The sequence below is a fragment of the Exiguobacterium sp. s129 genome, assembly GCF_018617585.1.
GTDB lineage: Bacteria > Bacillota > Bacilli > Exiguobacteriales > Exiguobacteriaceae > Exiguobacterium > Exiguobacterium aestuarii_A.
On sequence record NZ_JACSKL010000003.1, the window covers coordinates 252,383 to 268,267 of the forward strand.

The following is a 15,885-nucleotide window of genomic DNA, read 5'->3' on the forward strand; positions in this document are numbered from 1 at the left end:
CCTACAAAGTGATTATTTTTGTTTTTCGGCCACTCTCAGTTTTGCCGAGCGTGAACGACGGTTATCTTCGAGTTCTCCTTCACTCGCCACGATTGGTTTGCGTGTGATCAATTTGAGTTCAGGTTCGAACTCTTTCGGAATGACCGGCAATCCTGGTGGTAACGGCGGGTGTTGGCTCCGTTCTTTAAACACTTGTTTACAAATTCGATCTTCTAACGAATGGAACGTAATGACACAGATGCGTCCGTTCACTGCGAGTAAATCAATCGCATCTTGAACGGCACGGTCGAATACGTTCAACTCGTCATTGACGGCGATTCGAATCGCTTGGAACGTTCGTTTCGCTGGATGACCGCCTTTGCGTCTTGCTGGTGCAGGAATCGCCTCTTTAATCAAGTCGACAAGCTCAAACGTCGTCTCAATCGGTTTATCGGCACGGGCTTGCTCAATCTTTCGTGCGATTTGTTTTGAAAACTTTTCCTCCCCGTATGTAAAGAAAATACGAGCAAGTTCTCCAAACGACCATTCATTCACAACATGATAAGCTGAAAACTCTCGCGAGCGATCCATTCTCATATCGAGCGGCGCGTCGTAGTTGTAACTGAATCCACGTTCTGCCTCATCAAGCTGTGGCGATGAAACGCCTAGGTCGAATAGTACGCCGTCCACTTTCGTCACGCCATGTTGGGCGAGCTCTTCTTTCAAGTGAACGAAGTTGCTCTTTATAAACGTCACACGGCCTTCATAAGGAGCCAATCGCTCTTTCGCGTGCGCGAGTGCGACGTCATCTTGGTCGAACGCATATAGTTGTCCCGTCGTTAAACGCTTTGCGATTTCTTCACTATGACCCGCTCCACCTAACGTACAGTCCACATATACCCCATCTGGTTTGATGTTCAATCCCTCAATGGACTCCATTTTTAAAACCGTTTCATGCTCAAACATTCAAAAAACCCTCTCAACCTACATATTTCAACTGTTTTATTACACTTACTTTATCATAAAAATGTCAAGGTCCGTACAGGTTTTTAGCGAAAAGAGGAAACAAAAAGGTAACAACAAAAAAAAGCTCCTGACAAATGTCAAGAGCTGTTCAAAAAAAGGTTATACCTTGAACAAACATCGCTCCGCTTCCGATTGCTCATAAGCGTGCTTCATCCGCTCAAAAACGTCGAGACCATGACGATTCAACATTGGAACCATCGATAAAATACGCTCCTGAGGTGCATTCATCGGGAAGAGTCGAGTCGAAAGCTGAATACGTCGCGCGTTCAATCGATATTGGTCACGCTTCGCCTCGGCACGCATCTCATCTGCCAACCGTTCGAGAACGTGTCTCGACTTCGTCTCAAATCGTCTGCCGTGACTGCGGGCTTCCTGGCTGACCGCCTCCGTGAGTGTCCGATACGCATATAACTTCGCTTCAAACGCCTCATCATCAAACGGATGATCAGGTAGCGGTTGCTTCATATATTCCTCAAGTGTGACGCCTTCTTGTCGTAATTTCTTTTCATCGTTACTCGAGACGATTAACCCACCGAGACGAGGTAATAGGAGCGGCATTTTCCATCCAAGCTCGTGGAATAACGGACGGAGTTGTAGCCAGTAAGCGATTTCCCCAGGACCAGCGACATAGCCGAGCGTCGGAAATAAATAGTCTTGCATGAGCGGTCGAGAGACGACGTTGTTTGAAAAGCGTTCCGGGTGTGCCTCGATCTCATTGAGCAATTCGGTCTCCGTGAATCGATGTCCACGTTTTGTCGTGTACACCGAGTCGGTTTTTGTGAGCAACTCACGCGTCCCGTCATGGTAAAAGAGATGTGCTGCCTCTTTATTCAACTCGACGGATGGCATGCCGTCTTCAAAGGCATGTTCAAGCGCTTGTTGGAATGCGTCATGTTGTTCAATCAGTCGACGGAACATCGGACGTTCAAGTGCGCGGACGTCACTCGCGTGCGGGTCAAACAATAAAAAGTCGTTCCCTACGAAACGGCGCATCATCCCTCCGAAAAACTGCGCGAACGAATGACTTTCTTGAATGAGTTCAATCAGCTCCTGATACAGACGTAATGTATGGGGCGTCTCCGTCTCGTTCAACAACATCCGCTGCGCCATTTGTACCAGCTCAAGTTTCACTCGGTCGAACTCAAGCTCCCCTACAGATGCTTTTCCTGCTAGCGGAAGCGTGGATAATGCATCTTTTTTTAACGTTCTTGAAAACGTCTGGGTCGTGAAGACATGATTGATTTCCGCGAAGTCATGATCTTCCGTCGCCATCCAAAAAATCGGAAGGACCGGTTTGCCGAGCTTCGATTCCGCCTCTTTCGCTCGTTTGATGACCGCTAGCAATTTGTATACAGCGAATAGAGGACCTCCGTACACGCCGACTTGTTGCCCGGTCACCATGACGTATGCTTCACGCTGTTCGAGCAAATCGAGATTCGCTGATAGACGTTCCGATAGTTCCCCGAACTGCCGTTGCTGCTGTTTTAAAATGTGGACGAGTTCATGGAGATGGTCGTATGAGCGTCCTGCAATCTCCGTTGCGCGCTTCTCGACTTCATCCATGCCTCGATAATCGAGCCAGCGCCCGTACCCTTCTTCAATTTGTATCATCGGGGATGTGGGTGCATATAGGGCATCAAATGCTTCTACCTTCACGTATAACAACTTCCTTTCAATCAATCAACGAATCATTTCTTGGGCCACGCCGATCGCAAACAAAATCGCATGCGTCGGGACTAGGAGTAAAAAGAGCAAGCGCCAGCCGTGGACGAACATCTTCGTGAACAACACTTCCTCATAACGAATCCGCTGCCAGATCGCATTGATCGGAAAGATGGCGCAACATGCCGCAAGCAATAGAAGAAACACTTCCGTCCCGAAGATGGCCTCAAGTAAAACGCCGCATGCATAGAACCAGAGTACGACCCCGGCATCGCAGGCGAGTTTGAATGAGTTGATTGATTTCGGCATAATTTTTCTAAGTATCATATACACCATAAACCATAAGATGAGTGGAAATGAAACGATATACACTAGCACGATGCGCTCGCTCCTATAATCAGTTTATGTAGCAATGGGATGACTGTAAGTGAAATCTTCATTTGTTCGGCTTTCTCAATCACTGGTTTTAGAATCGCATCCACTTCTGTCGGTCGACCTTCTTCAAGATCACGTAACATGGAAGAACGATTCTCGCCAGTGCGTTCGATGATCGACTCGATATAAGTATACGAGACACGCTTTGAAAATAGCGGCGTTAGTTCTTCGTAGATGGAATGCGCAATCTCACGATATGGCGCGTTTGCGAGCGCACCATTCGGAACACGGCATAATGCTGTGATGGGGTTGATGATGGCATTCGCGAAGAGTTTTTCGATCACGACTTGTTCGATGTCTTCTTCCCAGATGACCTGAAGGGGACTATCTTGAAGTGTGATCGGAAGGAGACCTGTCATACTCCCGATTCGAATACGTCCGAGTCCACGATGTTCGATGGTGTTTCCTTGTTTCGTCACCCCGTGTTCGACGACACCTAAATGAAATCCACGTTGTTTCGCATAATCTAGATGGGCAATTCCGTTCGAGCAAATGAAGACAGGAACCGCTCCAGAGAGTCGTGCCGTAGCCTGTTCGACTTGATGGGCTTTCGTCGTGACAAAAAAGAGATCTTGGTCAGTTTCTTCTAATGTCGCACTAGATTGTAGCGATACATATGCTGATCCATTCGTCATACCCGTTCGTGTGATTAAAATCTTTTCAGGTGATCCGCTTCGTCCATATACCGTCACCTCATAATCATCAGCGAGCAAGGATGCCATCAATAGTCCGACCGCCCCGTTCCCGATGATGCCAATCCGTTTGATGGAGTTCATACATGCTTTCCTCCTGAATAGAACTATTTTCGCACAAAAAGTTTACCACATCTTTTCGCCATGACCCAAAAATGACAAACAAAAAAAGAAGTGACCTGATATCAGATCACTTCTTCTCGCATTATTTGCTTGTTACTTCTTTACCGTTGTAATGTCCGCAAGATTTGCAAACACGGTGTGAAAGTTTCATTTCGCCACAGTTCGGGCACTCGTTCATACCAGGTACGTTGAGTTTGAAGTGAGTACGACGAAGACGTTTGCGAGTTTTCGACGTTCTACGGAATGGTACTGCCATCGTTGTCCACCTCCTTGAAAAGTTAACCTTCCTCGTTCTCTTTTTTCGAGAACAGGTCGGCCAGTCCCGCGAATCGCGGGTCAATTTTTGGTTGGGCATCCGGCTGTTCGTCAGTGAGCGTCCAGCCTTCCCCTTCAACCTGAGTTTTGTCTGTTTCGTTCCCATAAACTTGCATCGGGACGTCTAACATGATGAGCTCTTTTACAATCGGTACAAGACTGATTGTATTTCCTTCTGGCAAATTCACGTCATCGAATTGCTCCGTATAACGCCCATTCTCCAAAAAGAAAGGCTCGAGCGATTCAATATCAAATTCATAAGTGACGTCTTCTAACGTTCGCGCATCTGGCAACGTCAGATCACCTTGAATCTTCAGATTGAATGTAACTTGATTAGATGTGAACGATGCATCCCCGTGCACATGCACCGGGCGAATCGAACGGATATCCGGATGGAGCTGAGTCAGCTCTGGTAGTTCTACCATCTCATCGATCGTAAAACCGTCACCCTGGTTTCGGAGCTTAAGTAGCTGTGCAATAGACCATTTCATCCGAATCACCTCAATTGCAACAATATGAATTATAGATAGGCCAACTTGTTTTGTCAATGTTTTTTCTTTACACTAAAATCAGTTGACGACGGCGCTTTGCCAAAGCGTACTTACTCATCTTACACCAATCCATACGACAATGCAAAGGAGTAAATCATGCAAAAGACGGCCATTATCGCAGAGTACAATCCGTTTCACAACGGACACTATTATCAAGCGCAAACCGCACGTCAAGAAACCGGGGCTGATGCCATGATTGCCATCATGAGTGCCCAGTTCACTCAACGAGGAGAACCAGCCTCATTCGATAAGTGGAAACGGGCAAGAGCGGCCGTCGAGAGCGGGGCAATCGACCTCGTCGTCGAACTACCGACCAAGTATGGGGTACAACGGGCGGATCGCTTCGCCATGTCTGCCGTCTCAATCGCCGAACAACTCCGATGCCAAACGCTATCGTTCGGAAGCGAAAGCGGAGATGTCGACGCCATTCTTCATGCAGCTCAGTCAAATGTCGAAGAGACACCTCTATATAAAGAGGCACTCCACCAAGCGCTACAAGAGGGTCATTCGTCGGCGCAAGCTTCAAGTCGGGCTTTCCGTACCGTCTATCCGTCGTTTGATTTGACACGCCCTAACAATATTTTGGCGTATCATTACGCCAAAGCAGCAAAGACGATTCAGTTACATACGGTGAAGCGTCTCGGGGCAGATTATCACGACACCTCACTCACAGACGTCATGTCGGCCACCGGCATCCGGGCCCATTACCTAGAAACGGGTGAAGTTCGTGCCGTTCCGGCATCGACAGAAGCGATGTTCCAGTCGCAATCAATGACGCATTGGGAACTGTTTTGGCCCGTCTTACAATACAAACTCCGCACGTTGCCGCTCCATACGTTGAGCGAGCTCGTCGGCATTGACACGTCCCTCGCACCTCGCCTTAAACGAGCCGGATTCGAAACATCGTTTGAACATGCCCTCACATCCGTTTCGACACGTCGCTATACACGCACATCGATTCAACGAGCGTTCGTGTCCATTCTTCTGCACTGGTTAAAAGAAGAAGCACCGACTCGTTTTGATGATGTCCCCTACGTGAGACCGCTCGCGTTTAATGACATCGGTCGTGTGGCATTACGGGATGTGAAACAAGAATTGCCGCTCATCGGTAAGTACGATGAACGGCTCGATTTTGAAGCTCGTGTCACTGAGGCGTATCGACTGCCGCTTCATAACGACACATTGATTGAACACCGCCAGCGACCTCAGTTCATCTCTTCTAAATAACGGATTGCATCTTCGACCGTCTTAACAGGGACGACTTCTATGTCACTGTCGAGACGGTCGCGCGATTCAAGCGCTTCCTCATAATTGGAACCGGCCGGGACGAAAAAGACTTCTGCCCCTTCCTCTTCCGCTGCGACAATCTTTTGCCACGCGCCTCCGATTGGTCCGACATTTCCTTCTTCATCGACGGTTCCCGTGCCAGCGATCCGCTTTCCGTTCGCCAAATCTCCCGGCGTCAGCTGGTCATAAATTTCTAACGTGAACATCAATCCTGCGGACGGTCCCCCGACATTCGTCAAAGCGACATCGACTTTAGGGTCTGCTGTGATTTCCTGGACAGGGAGTGGCTCATATATACCTATCCCGACGCGGTCACCACTTTGGTCAATCGGTTGAATGAGCGTCTGCACGACACGTTCCTCCCCATCTCGCTCAATCGTCAACTCGACTTCATCACCAGCATCCGATTCCATCACCCGATTTAAAAAGTCCATACGTGTCGCAAATGACATGCCGTCGATTGCCGTAATGACATCGCCCGGCTTTAAGACGTTGGCGGCGAGAGAGCCCGGAATCGGCGCAGAGACGTAAATTCCTTCAAAATCGACCTCTACTTCTTCGTCAGCGAGCTCATAAGCATATTGGATTGCCGCTTGTTGAGAGGAGTCCATCAAAAGTTGTTGACGTCTGTCGTAGTCCGCCTCGCTTTCTCCATCGTATAAATAACGACTAGTTAAATTGGCTTCTGTGAACGGTGTGACCCAACTCTCCACTAACCAAAACGGTGTCGCTCTCCGTTGCGAGATGGTCACCATCATCAGTTCCCCTTCATCCTTTTCGCCACCTTCGACGGTCAGGAACTCTTCAATCGACGTCGCCGCACCAGGTGATGAAATGTAATAAGGGAGCGGAACGAAGAGAAATAGAAGAACAGTGACGAGCAGACCAAGCCCGATTTTTAGTGATTTCATTGTCCCGAACTCACTTGATACTTTTTACGTAACGCGACTTCGACTTGCTCTGGGACGAGTTCACTGACTGATGCGCCATATTTCGCTACTTCTTTCACGATAGATGAGCTAAGGAATGAGTACTGACTGTTCGTCATCATAAACAATGTTTCCACGTTCTCATTCAATTTCTTATTGATTGATGCGATTTGAAGTTCGTATTCAAAATCAGATACGGCCCGTAATCCACGCACAATCGTTGCCGCTTCTCGCTCTGCAGCATACTCGACGAGAAGTCCACCGAACGCGTCAGCCGACACGTTCGGAAGATGTGTCGTCACCTCTCGGATGAGTGCTAATCGTTCTTCCACATCAAATAGTGGGGCCTTGCTGGAATTTTCAAGGACGGCGACAATGACTTCGTCAAAGATCGCCGCCGCTCGTTCGATAATGTCTAAATGTCCATTAGTGATCGGGTCAAAGCTCCCCGGGCAAATCGCAATCCGCTTCATTTGTTTCACTCCTCAATCGATGCATACTCATAAAAGCTGATGGTGATCACCTCTGAGTATCGCTGTTCTTTAATTCGTTCAAGTCGTCCGATACGTTCCGGTAATGTCACGTCGCTCCCGTGTTCACAGACGATGACGCCAACATCGATCAACATGTCAGCTTCATCAATCAATCTTAAGAAAGCCTCGTGCTCTTCCGCATGATACGGGGGATCCATAAAGATCAGCTTGAACTGTTCCTTCTGTGCGCGAAGCTGTTCGAGCACCGCCTTGGCGTCTTGACGATACACGTTCGCCTTCTTTTCGTAGTGGGTCGCCCGCAAGTTTTCTTGAATCGTTTGCACGGCTTTCGGTTGACGGTCGACAAACACCGCTTCGTCACACCCTCTTGACAACGCCTCGATGCCAAGTCCACCACTGCCCGCATAGAGGTCTAACGCTTTCCCACCAGAAAAATAGGGTCCAATGATGTTGAATAACGATTCCTTTACTTTATCTGTTGTCGGCCGCGTAGCCGTTCCTGGGACCGCCTTTAAACGGGTCCCTTTTCGTTCTCCAGATATGACACGCATGTCTTTCCCTCCAGCAGAAAAGATGAAGGTGATGCCACCTTCATCTTTTTGTTTATTTCGATTTTGTCTCGTACGTTTCGGAAATGAATGGACGCTCGCTCCGAACGACCGCTTCCACGAACGGCAATGCCTTTACTTGTTCGAGTACAGCTTCATGACCTTCGAGGTCTGTATAAAGAAACGCATACTTCTCTCGTTTTGAGACAAAGTACAGATTCGCATAACGTCTTAACGCTTTCACTTGTTTCAAGGAATTCACGTATACGACGAAACCGATCCGTTCATTCAACTTAGACGGCGCATCCACAACTTCCGCCTCCTCCGCAACTGCCACCACCGGAACATCCACCTTCGTCAAAGAATGGATTACCAGTCGGGACCTTGATTTTAGGAGAGACTGAATGAGCTAATAGTTCACTCACTTCCCCTAACAACTTATCCAAGCTTCGTTCTGCTTTTTTGAACGCAGCAATTTCCGGCTGAACGTCAAGACGACGTTTGATGAGATGCATCTCTTTTTTGATGCGGTCGTGGTCCGGATGGTGCTTCCCGAACCGCTGGACGTACTCATAGTCCTCTTTCATCTTTAGGAACTCGCGCTCGATTTCCTTCGCTTCTTGTGATGCGAGACGTGTCGCTTTCGTTTGAATATATGTTTGAAACGATTCGCTTGCTTCAATCAAATCGGTCAATTCTTCAGTTTGATCGAGCAGGGCAATCGTCTGTTCAGTGATTATCATACCCCTCACCCTTTCTGCCATGATTTTACCACAATTGTTTCCCTATGTAAGCAATCCACACTATAATTGAAGTTGACCGCAAGGCGTTCAATGTAGAAAGGAAGTGAATAGACGTACCCAGTGCGTCTGTATATGAAAAAAGTTTCTTTTAATATGATTCGATCAGCCGGAATCAAAACGGATTATGCGAAGCCTGAATATTATTATGATCAACTCGATAAAGTACGCGAAGCTGACCTCGTTTTGTTCCCCGAGTACTGGATGATCAACTCCATCATTTACGGAATGAACAAAGCCATTTTCCCATCTCCGGCGACATATCATCTCGGGCACGACAAAATCGAGATGACACGTGCCTTTAAAGCGACGTACCCTCACCGTATTCCGAAGACGCTCATTTACGGAAAAAATCCATACACGATTGAACGCGTGTTGGAAGAGTTCCACTATCCGTTCGTTGCCAAAAAAGCCAAATCCTCGATGGGACAAGGGGTATGGTTGATTAAGAACGACCAAGACTGGTTAGAGTATGTCGAGAACCATGATACGTTCTATGTCCAAGAGTTCATCCCAAATGATCGTGATTTACGAGTCATCATTATTGGTGAAGAAGTCGTCGGTGCGTATTGGCGCGTCAGTGAGGCGTTTTTGAATAACGTCGCCCAAGGAGCTAACTTCTCGTACGAAGACATTCCTGAAGACGTCGTCAAAGAAGTTCAATCGATTGCGAATACGTTGCACATCAACCACGCAGCGTTTGACGTTATCGTGACGGAAGAAGGATTCTATATTTTGGAATTCAACGTCTTTTTCGGTTCGGAAGGTCTGCTCCCACTCGGGGTAAAACTCCCTCAAAAAATCGAAGAATATTTATCTACATTAAGCTGATCAATCGTTCATCTTTTTTTCACAATTTGAACACACGTTATTCCAAGAACGTTTTTGAATATGGTATGATGACATATGAGGTTTATTCGAAAAGGGGGATTATGATGAAATTTGAGCAGTTCCACATCGAGGGAAAAGAAATCCGTTTTGGTTTGCTCGAGACGATCATGGATCATCATCATTTCATCCGTGAAGGTGCTTGGGATTATGAGCGTGCCACGTATGATATGAAATATGAGAAACAATCGACTGGCGAAACATTCTATCTTCGCTTACCTGTATACGCTATTGAAGGTCAAATCGAAGATCGTCACGCTGTTGTTAAAATGCTTACACCGATTTTAGGGAAGCATTATTATCCACACGGTGTTGAATACGATGAAGTCTTCCCAGAAGAAATCGTCCGCGACTGCGAACGTCGCCTGAAGGCACTCGCAGAAACACTAGAAGTCAAACCCCTTGCATAAGCAAAGGGGTTTCTTTTTGGGCTATATCGGAGGTTCACAGCCTTGAAGAATTCAATCTATCTTGAAAAAGAGAGTAACCGGTTATGCATCGGAGCATCACGCATCCAGTTAAAAATGATTCATCTTCCTGATTCAATTCATGAATTGGAACAAATGATTTTTTCTGAATCAATCCAGACTCTTTATATCTAAACTTATCAAATGAAAGATAGAGATTTATTAGAGCCTCAAGCAATCAGCAATATCCGACCCCAATGGAACGAGTCATTCAGGACACACATCGTACTTTCCAATGAAGCAGATTTAGATGACTTTGAAAATGGATATTGCTTCTTCGCAGAACTTTTTCATGATCCACAAAAAAATAGGATATTAATCCTTTATCAAGCTCACTAAAAAATACGATTATAAAACAAAGCCCACAGAAGCAAATCCGCTTCTGTGGGCTTATATTAATTGGTCGCAATGATGGTCAGCGTCACATCGACCTGACCGAGCAATAAATCAAATTGGTCTCGAACGTAGCGATACAAGCGCTCCGCCTCGACGAGTGGTAAAGATGCAATGATTTGATAATCATAATGGTCTTTCGATCGAGACACGACTTTCACTTCTTTTAAGCCGAACTCAATGGCGCTACATGCGATCAAATCCTCAATCGCCCGTTCCGCGATCGTCACGTCTCCGTATGAATAGTCATTCCCAATCACAGCCATCGTATCGTTCATGGTGATCACTCCTTTTCATTCGCGAGTACTTTAACGTCCTCCATGATAGATTCGATATCAACGGGTTCATCCCCTGCTGTCGCCATCTGAGCGACGGCACGAACATCATGATGACGGTCGATGACGTACATCGTCGTCGCATGCGTCACAAGCCCGCTGTTCGCCTTCGAATAATAAAATTGCAGCTGTCGTGTGATTCGGTCAATGTCGACCTGGTCACCCGTCAACATCTTCCATCCGTTTGGCTCCGCCTGGAACGCTTCCCCGTAGTTTTTGAGTACAGGGACCGTGTCCACTTTCGGGTCGACCGTGATAGCGACGAGCTCTACGTCTGAACCGTATAGATTCTCTGCCTTCAACTCTTTCTCAAGCTTCATAAAATCACGTAGCGTGAGCGGACAAATATCAGGGCAGTTCGTATAAAAGAATGTGACAATTTTTACTTTTCCATTATCGGAATTGTATGTCTCATCATTTAATGCGTTCGTCAATGTGAACGGGGTTGGCTCTTGGATGACCGGCAAGTCATCTTCGTTAAAGAATATAAAATACACGGCTACTCCGATGACAACGAGCGTTAGGACGGTCAAACCGACCGTCATATAGCTATTCCGTTTCATACAACTCTCCCTCTCTATGGATCATCCTCCGATTATTGCGCGGAATACGTTCGTCGTTTCACCCGGGTCATAAGCCACATAGAGAAGGATATAAACCGTCACACCTGTAATCGCTGTGAAGAACCAAATCACTGATGCTTTCGGTCCGATTTTACGGTGTTTCTCAATCTTGTTTTTATAACCGAGATACAAGGTGATCAATCCAAGGACACCACCTGTAGTCGCGAGTAGGATATGGAAGATCATAAAGCCGAGATAGAACGGTTTGACAGAATCCGGTCCGCCGAATGCCGTATTCCCGACAAAAATCGTGCGTGAGACGTAAAGGATAAAGAACGTCGTCGCTGCAATCGCGGCCGCCGTCATCACTTTCTTATGTTTTTCGATGTTGCTACGGTCTTTTGCGATAATCACCCATCCGATGGCGACAAGAATCGCACTGATGACGATGAATGACACACTAATTAAGGCAAGATAGTTCATCAATGTTTCCCCTTTTGTTCTGTTTAATTTTTCTCATTTGTTTCTTGCGGAGTGAAAGACATGCCTTCATCGAGCGCAAGCGATTTCGTACGGCGTACCCAACCAAAGAACGTCCAGCCGAAGAAGAAGCCGTAGACGATCTCTTGACCAAGTTTCATCAAGACGCCACCGAACCGTTGATCTTCGAGTGCACTGTTCGTCGCTCCCATGAGCGCCTCTAAGTTAATCCCCGACACGTCCCCATTCGGTAGACAGTATCCAAGTACCCTAGCGAACGTCTCCGGGTCCGTATACGCGTTATATAGCGTCGTTTGACTGAAGATGATGAGCGCACAGGCTGGTGTTAACAACACTCCGTTGGCGATGATATACACCATTCGTTTTAAGTCGGACATACCTTCCTCTTCGTCCGTCACTAGCGGAACGATGACCGGGTACCACATCGTCAAACTAAAGACGACTAATGCACCGTGGAAGATGCGGTGTACGCCATAGTTCGTCAAGACATAGTCAAATACGACCGGCATGTGATAAATCGAGAACAATGCGTTGAATAAAATGAGCGCGATGAGTGGTTTTGTTAAAAACTTAAACGTTGGCCCAATGAATTTGAAGCTAAGTACTTTTTCAAACACCCAGTACGGTAGACCATAAACGACGAGTGCCGGTGCCAAAATATAGACGAGCACCATTTGGAACATATGCACCGATAAAATGATATGTGCCAACACATCAATTGGACTTCCGAAACCGATATAATACAAGACAATCGCAAACAACATACTAAACTTTTGTAATAACGTGGTCGAGGCATATCCTCGCTTCGCCATTCTCTCTGTCACGACGGCGTATAACACATAAATCCCGACCATGAGCAATCCGAACAGCGGACTCCATAACGTGAGCCAATCAAATTGATTGAGCAGCTCCGACGTATTCCAGAGCATCCGTTCACCCCTTTTCTTTCTCTCCCTAACCTTTGAAACCGTTCACTTCAAGATTACTATTCATTCATTTTTGAAGTAAAGGAAAAAGGACCGAATCATCCGTGTTTCCACAGATGTTCAATCCTTTGTCACAATTACCAAATGAGTAAGCGTAGTGCAGCGACCGTGATGATGGCGACGAAGATGCCTAACCACATCATGCCGACGATCCATGTGTTCCCACGGTTATTCATATGCATGAAAATATACAACTGAAGGAAGACTTGGATGACTGCCAAGATGATTAAGAAACCACCAGCTGCCCAGACTGGCATCAGTTCCGCATAGACGGCACCGAATGCCACGAACGTGAGTAAAATCATCATGGCGAAGCTGATCAACTGAAGTTGATACTCGCGTTTCGATTCTGCTTTTACTTCAAGTTCTAATTGTTTGTGTGATTCGTTCATTGCTCGTTTTTCCATATTAGTTCACCATCCCTAAGAGGTAGACGATTGAGAAGATGAAGACCCAAACAACATCGATGAAGTGCCAGTATAGACTTGATACATAAAACTTCGGTGCGTTGTACACATCGATTGGACGGTTCCAGTTACGAATCAAGAGTGTCGTGATCCAAAGAAGACCGAACGTAACGTGTGCGCCGTGGAAGCCGACCAACGTGTAGAAGGCTGAACCGAATGCGCTCGACGTGAACGTGTGACCGATGTGGTAGTAGTGAATGAACTCGTAAATCTCAGCACCGAGGAATCCTGCACCAAGAAGGAGCGTCACAATCAACCAAAGCTTCATACGCCCTGGGTTGTTTGCTTTCATGTTCATCATCGCAAGGACACTTGTCAGTGAACTTGTGAGGAGGAGCATCGTCATGATGAAGACGAGCTCCATTTCAAAAATGTTATACGAGCGTAACTCCTCTGGCGCACCAGAGTTCAAGAGACCAACGTACGTTCCAAAGAGCGAGGCGAAGAGGACGGTCTCTCCACCAAGGAAGAACCAGAAGGCCACATATTTATTTTTCCCTTCCAGTGTTGCTTTCTCTGGATTGGCCGGGATACCGGTCACTGGGTGTTTTTCTACTGCATGTGCCATTTATTGTTCTCCTTTCTCACGAATCGCTTTCAAGTCTGCTTCGACTTGTGACTTCGGAATGTAGTAGCCGTGATCGTCAATCCAAGAACGTAGGAACATCGAGACGAACGTCATCGCTAATCCAAATCCGATCAATGACCAACCGACGACTGTGTTATCCATCTGGAAGATGGCACCGAGTCCTGCGATAAAGAGGCCGAGTGACATGAAGAACGGAATGAGCGAGTTGTTCGGCATGTGGATGTCCGAAACTTCTTCAGCGACTGACACACGTTTGTTGCCTGCCATTTTCTCGAGCCAGAACGTATCAAGTCCTTTAACGAGTGGCGTTTGTGCAAAGTTGTACTCTGGAGTTGGAACAGGAAGTGTCCACTCAAGCGTACGTCCGTCTTCCCAGTGGTCTGGTTTGACGCGTTCTTTTGACAAGAAGGCTTTCACGACAGCGATGAGCAAGACAATCGTTGATACACCCATGAAGAATGCTCCAGCTGTCGAGAGCATGTTAAGCGTATCCCAACCTTGACCACCGAGATATGTGAAGACTCGACGTGGCATACCGAACAATCCGAGGAAATGTTGCGGGAAGAACGTCAAGTGGAAACCGATAAAGAACAACCAGAACTGCCAGTATCCAAGCTTTTCAGAAAGGGCTTTTCCGAACATGAGTGGGAACCAGTAGTAAAGACCTGCGAAGAGACCGTATACAACCCCACCTACGATTACGTAGTGGAAGTGAGCGACAACGAAGTAGCTGTCGTGGTACTGATAGTCAGCCGGTGCGACTGAAAGCATAACCCCTGTCATCCCACCAACGAGGAATGAAGGAATGAACGCGACTGAGTAAAGCATCGCCACGTTAAATTTAATTTGACCGCCCCACAGTGTGAAGAGCCAGTTAAAGATTTTAACACCGGTCGGTACAGCAATCGCCATCGTCGCAACAGCGAAGATTGAGTTCGCAACTGGACCAAGACCGACTGTGAACATGTGGTGAACCCAAACCATGAATCCAAGGAAACCGATGAGCATTGTCGCGAAGACCATCGTCGTGTAACCGAAGAGGCGTTTACGCGCAAATGTTGGAATGATTTCCGAGAAAATACCGAATGCCGGTAAGATCAAAATGTATACTTCCGGGTGACCGAAGATCCAGAAAAGGTGTTCCCAGATGACAACGTTCCCACCGAGTGCTGGGTCGAAGTATGCGGCTCCAAAGAGTCGCTCAAACATCAACATGAACAATCCGACCGTAAGTGGCGGGAATGCGAAGACGATCAATGCCGATGCAACGAAAGTCGTCCATGTGAAGAGCGGCATGCGCATGAGCTTCATACCTGGCGCACGCATGTTCAAGATTGTGACGAGGAAGTTAATCCCGGCCATCAATGAACCGAAACCTGAAATCTGAAGACCGAGGGCGTAGAAGTCTACCCCTGTTGCTTCCGGTTGAGTCGAAAGTGGAGCGTAAGCTGTCCACCCTGCGTTCGGTGCTGCTCCGAAGAACCAGCTCAAGTTAAGCATGACTCCACCGAAGAAGAACAACCAAAAACCTAATGAGTTAATGAATGGGAACGCAACGTCGCGTGCCCCGATTTGAAGTGGTACGACGGCGTTCATGAAACCGAATAGCATCGGCATCGCCGCTAGGAAGATCATTGTCGTCCCGTGCATCGTAATTAATTGGTTAAACGTTTCACCGCTGACGAAATCGTTCATTGGTTTAACAAGTTGCCAACGAATCAGTAATGCTTCAATTCCACCGAGAAGGAGGAAGAAGATTCCTGAGAACAAATACAAAATACCGATTTTTTTGTGGTCAACCGTCGTAATCCAATCCATGATGCCATTGTATTTACGCGATTGCTGCATTGCAGTG

The 15,885-nt window shown here is 47.0% G+C and carries 21 protein-coding genes; 3 read left to right on the top strand and 18 right to left on the bottom strand.

Annotated elements, in window-relative coordinates; all coding sequences use genetic code 11:
* Window positions 1–12: 12 nt before the first annotated feature.
* The 6 genes from rsmH to KNO92_RS05860 all read right to left on the bottom strand — a co-directional run bounded on the left by rsmH (window position 13) and on the right by KNO92_RS05860 (window position 4,723).
* On the bottom strand, window positions 13–945 hold the full coding sequence (gene rsmH / locus KNO92_RS05835) for a 16S rRNA (cytosine(1402)-N(4))-methyltransferase RsmH (RefSeq protein ID WP_214691756.1): 933 nt from the start codon (window positions 943–945) through the stop codon (window positions 13–15).
* A 159-nt stretch (window positions 946–1,104) separates the two neighbouring features.
* Window positions 1,105–2,661 carry a bacillithiol biosynthesis cysteine-adding enzyme BshC gene (bshC, locus tag KNO92_RS05840; RefSeq protein ID WP_353047392.1) on the bottom strand — a complete coding sequence of 519 codons (1,557 nt, stop codon included), beginning with the start codon at window positions 2,659–2,661 and terminating at the stop codon, window positions 1,105–1,107.
* Between the two features lie 24 nt (window positions 2,662–2,685).
* Entirely contained in the window at window positions 2,686–3,045 is a 360-nt protein-coding gene (locus tag KNO92_RS05845; RefSeq protein ID WP_214691755.1) for a DUF3397 domain-containing protein, read from the bottom strand.
* Window positions 3,039–3,878: a 2-dehydropantoate 2-reductase gene (locus tag KNO92_RS05850; protein WP_214760422.1), complete on the bottom strand. Its 840-nt coding sequence runs from the start codon at window positions 3,876–3,878 to the stop codon at window positions 3,039–3,041. Before KNO92_RS05850 ends, KNO92_RS05845 begins: the two co-directional genes overlap by 7 nt.
* A 121-nt stretch (window positions 3,879–3,999) precedes the next feature.
* Window positions 4,000–4,173, bottom strand: a complete 174-nt coding sequence (rpmF, locus tag KNO92_RS05855) for a 50S ribosomal protein L32 (protein WP_015881300.1) — start codon at window positions 4,171–4,173, stop codon at window positions 4,000–4,002.
* 22 nt (window positions 4,174–4,195) lie between these two features.
* On the bottom strand, window positions 4,196–4,723 hold the full coding sequence (locus tag KNO92_RS05860) for a YceD family protein (protein WP_074034907.1): 528 nt from the start codon (window positions 4,721–4,723) through the stop codon (window positions 4,196–4,198).
* Between the two features lie 156 nt (window positions 4,724–4,879).
* Between KNO92_RS05860 and KNO92_RS05865 the strand changes: the two genes are divergently transcribed.
* Window positions 4,880–6,010, top strand: a complete 1,131-nt coding sequence (locus tag KNO92_RS05865; protein WP_214691753.1) for a tRNA(Met) cytidine acetate ligase — start codon at window positions 4,880–4,882, stop codon at window positions 6,008–6,010.
* On the opposite strand, the gene KNO92_RS05870 is transcribed toward KNO92_RS05865, so the two are convergent.
* The 5 genes from KNO92_RS05870 to KNO92_RS05890 are packed head-to-tail and all read right to left on the bottom strand — an operon-like array spanning window position 5,989 to window position 8,784.
* Entirely contained in the window at window positions 5,989–6,981 is a 993-nt protein-coding gene (locus KNO92_RS05870; RefSeq protein WP_214760424.1) for a SepM family pheromone-processing serine protease, read from the bottom strand. The genes KNO92_RS05865 and KNO92_RS05870 overlap by 22 nt on opposite strands.
* Entirely contained in the window at window positions 6,978–7,472 is a 495-nt protein-coding gene (coaD, locus tag KNO92_RS05875) for a pantetheine-phosphate adenylyltransferase (protein ID WP_214691751.1), read from the bottom strand. Before coaD ends, KNO92_RS05870 begins: the two co-directional genes overlap by 4 nt.
* Window positions 7,473–7,477: 5 nt before the next feature.
* Window positions 7,478–8,044 (bottom strand): 16S rRNA (guanine(966)-N(2))-methyltransferase RsmD, encoded by a 567-nt coding sequence (rsmD, locus tag KNO92_RS05880; RefSeq protein ID WP_214691750.1) that lies wholly within the window; start codon window positions 8,042–8,044, stop codon window positions 7,478–7,480.
* A 52-nt stretch (window positions 8,045–8,096) separates the two neighbouring features.
* Entirely contained in the window at window positions 8,097–8,381 is a 285-nt protein-coding gene (locus tag KNO92_RS05885) for a YlbG family protein (RefSeq protein WP_243834772.1), read from the bottom strand.
* Window positions 8,335–8,784 carry a YlbF/YmcA family competence regulator gene (locus KNO92_RS05890; RefSeq protein WP_214691749.1) on the bottom strand — a complete coding sequence of 150 codons (450 nt, stop codon included), beginning with the start codon at window positions 8,782–8,784 and terminating at the stop codon, window positions 8,335–8,337. The genes KNO92_RS05885 and KNO92_RS05890 overlap by 47 nt, the downstream gene beginning before the upstream one ends.
* 153 nt (window positions 8,785–8,937) lie before the next feature.
* Between KNO92_RS05890 and KNO92_RS05895 the strand changes: the two genes are divergently transcribed.
* Both KNO92_RS05895 and KNO92_RS05900 read left to right on the top strand, forming a co-directional pair.
* A complete protein-coding gene (locus tag KNO92_RS05895) occupies window positions 8,938–9,672 on the top strand; it encodes an ATP-grasp domain-containing protein (protein WP_251126852.1) in 735 nt (244 codons plus the stop codon).
* A 104-nt stretch (window positions 9,673–9,776) separates the two neighbouring features.
* Window positions 9,777–10,139, top strand: coding sequence for a YugN family protein (locus KNO92_RS05900; RefSeq protein WP_015881291.1), 363 nt, complete (start codon window positions 9,777–9,779; stop codon window positions 10,137–10,139).
* Window positions 10,140–10,591: 452 nt separating this feature from the next.
* Here KNO92_RS05900 and KNO92_RS05905 read toward each other — a convergent pair whose 3' ends face one another.
* The 7 genes from KNO92_RS05905 to ctaD form a co-directional block, all read right to left on the bottom strand.
* Window positions 10,592–10,867 carry a hypothetical protein gene (locus KNO92_RS05905; protein WP_214691747.1) on the bottom strand — a complete coding sequence of 92 codons (276 nt, stop codon included), beginning with the start codon at window positions 10,865–10,867 and terminating at the stop codon, window positions 10,592–10,594.
* A 5-nt stretch (window positions 10,868–10,872) separates the two neighbouring features.
* Window positions 10,873–11,487 carry an SCO family protein gene (locus KNO92_RS05910; RefSeq protein ID WP_214691746.1) on the bottom strand — a complete coding sequence of 205 codons (615 nt, stop codon included), beginning with the start codon at window positions 11,485–11,487 and terminating at the stop codon, window positions 10,873–10,875.
* 21 nt (window positions 11,488–11,508) lie between these two features.
* On the bottom strand, window positions 11,509–11,970 hold the full coding sequence (locus tag KNO92_RS05915) for a DUF420 domain-containing protein (RefSeq protein WP_214691745.1): 462 nt from the start codon (window positions 11,968–11,970) through the stop codon (window positions 11,509–11,511).
* A gap of 23 nt (window positions 11,971–11,993) precedes the next feature.
* Complete coding sequence (locus tag KNO92_RS05920) at window positions 11,994–12,917, bottom strand: cytochrome c oxidase assembly protein (RefSeq protein WP_214691744.1); 924 nt, start codon at window positions 12,915–12,917, stop codon at window positions 11,994–11,996.
* A gap of 134 nt (window positions 12,918–13,051) precedes the next feature.
* Window positions 13,052–13,381 (bottom strand): cytochrome C oxidase subunit IV family protein, encoded by a 330-nt coding sequence (locus tag KNO92_RS05925; RefSeq protein ID WP_214691743.1) that lies wholly within the window; start codon window positions 13,379–13,381, stop codon window positions 13,052–13,054.
* 1 nt (window position 13,382) lies between these two features.
* Entirely contained in the window at window positions 13,383–14,009 is a 627-nt protein-coding gene (locus tag KNO92_RS05930; RefSeq protein WP_015881284.1) for a cytochrome (ubi)quinol oxidase subunit III, read from the bottom strand.
* The gene (gene ctaD / locus KNO92_RS05935; protein WP_214693950.1) at window positions 14,010–15,878 is read right to left on the bottom strand and encodes a cytochrome c oxidase subunit I; all 1,869 of its coding nucleotides are present in this window, start codon (window positions 15,876–15,878) and stop codon (window positions 14,010–14,012) included. It lies immediately after the preceding gene.
* Between the last annotated feature and the right edge of the window lie 7 nt (window positions 15,879–15,885).

Bases quoted from the DNA above. Each gene is read 5' to 3' on its own strand.
- rsmH (WP_214691756.1), bottom strand. From the start codon at position 945: ATGTTTGAGCATGAAACGGTTTTAAAAATGGAGTCCATTGAGGGATTG.
- KNO92_RS05850 (WP_214760422.1), bottom strand. From the start codon at position 3,878: ATGAACTCCATCAAACGGATTGGCATCATCGGGAACGGGGCGGTCGGA.
- rpmF (WP_015881300.1), bottom strand. From the start codon at position 4,173: ATGGCAGTACCATTCCGTAGAACGTCGAAAACTCGCAAACGTCTTCGT.
- KNO92_RS05860 (WP_074034907.1), bottom strand. From the start codon at position 4,723: ATGAAATGGTCTATTGCACAGCTACTTAAGCTCCGAAACCAGGGTGAC.
- KNO92_RS05865 (WP_214691753.1), top strand. From the start codon at position 4,880: ATGCAAAAGACGGCCATTATCGCAGAGTACAATCCGTTTCACAACGGA.
- KNO92_RS05870 (WP_214760424.1), bottom strand. From the start codon at position 6,981: ATGAAATCACTAAAAATCGGGCTTGGTCTGCTCGTCACTGTTCTTCTA.
- coaD (WP_214691751.1), bottom strand. From the start codon at position 7,472: ATGAAGCGGATTGCGATTTGCCCGGGGAGCTTTGACCCGATCACTAAT.
- rsmD (WP_214691750.1), bottom strand. From the start codon at position 8,044: ATGCGTGTCATATCTGGAGAACGAAAAGGGACCCGTTTAAAGGCGGTC.
- KNO92_RS05890 (WP_214691749.1), bottom strand. From the start codon at position 8,784: ATGATAATCACTGAACAGACGATTGCCCTGCTCGATCAAACTGAAGAA.
- KNO92_RS05895 (WP_251126852.1), top strand. From the start codon at position 8,938: ATGATTCGATCAGCCGGAATCAAAACGGATTATGCGAAGCCTGAATAT.
- KNO92_RS05900 (WP_015881291.1), top strand. From the start codon at position 9,777: ATGAAATTTGAGCAGTTCCACATCGAGGGAAAAGAAATCCGTTTTGGT.
- KNO92_RS05905 (WP_214691747.1), bottom strand. From the start codon at position 10,867: ATGAACGATACGATGGCTGTGATTGGGAATGACTATTCATACGGAGAC.
- KNO92_RS05910 (WP_214691746.1), bottom strand. From the start codon at position 11,487: ATGAAACGGAATAGCTATATGACGGTCGGTTTGACCGTCCTAACGCTC.
- KNO92_RS05915 (WP_214691745.1), bottom strand. From the start codon at position 11,970: ATGAACTATCTTGCCTTAATTAGTGTGTCATTCATCGTCATCAGTGCG.
- KNO92_RS05920 (WP_214691744.1), bottom strand. From the start codon at position 12,917: ATGCTCTGGAATACGTCGGAGCTGCTCAATCAATTTGATTGGCTCACG.
- KNO92_RS05925 (WP_214691743.1), bottom strand. From the start codon at position 13,381: ATGGAAAAACGAGCAATGAACGAATCACACAAACAATTAGAACTTGAA.
- KNO92_RS05930 (WP_015881284.1), bottom strand. From the start codon at position 14,009: ATGGCACATGCAGTAGAAAAACACCCAGTGACCGGTATCCCGGCCAAT.
- ctaD (WP_214693950.1), bottom strand. From the start codon at position 15,878: ATGCAGCAATCGCGTAAATACAATGGCATCATGGATTGGATTACGACG.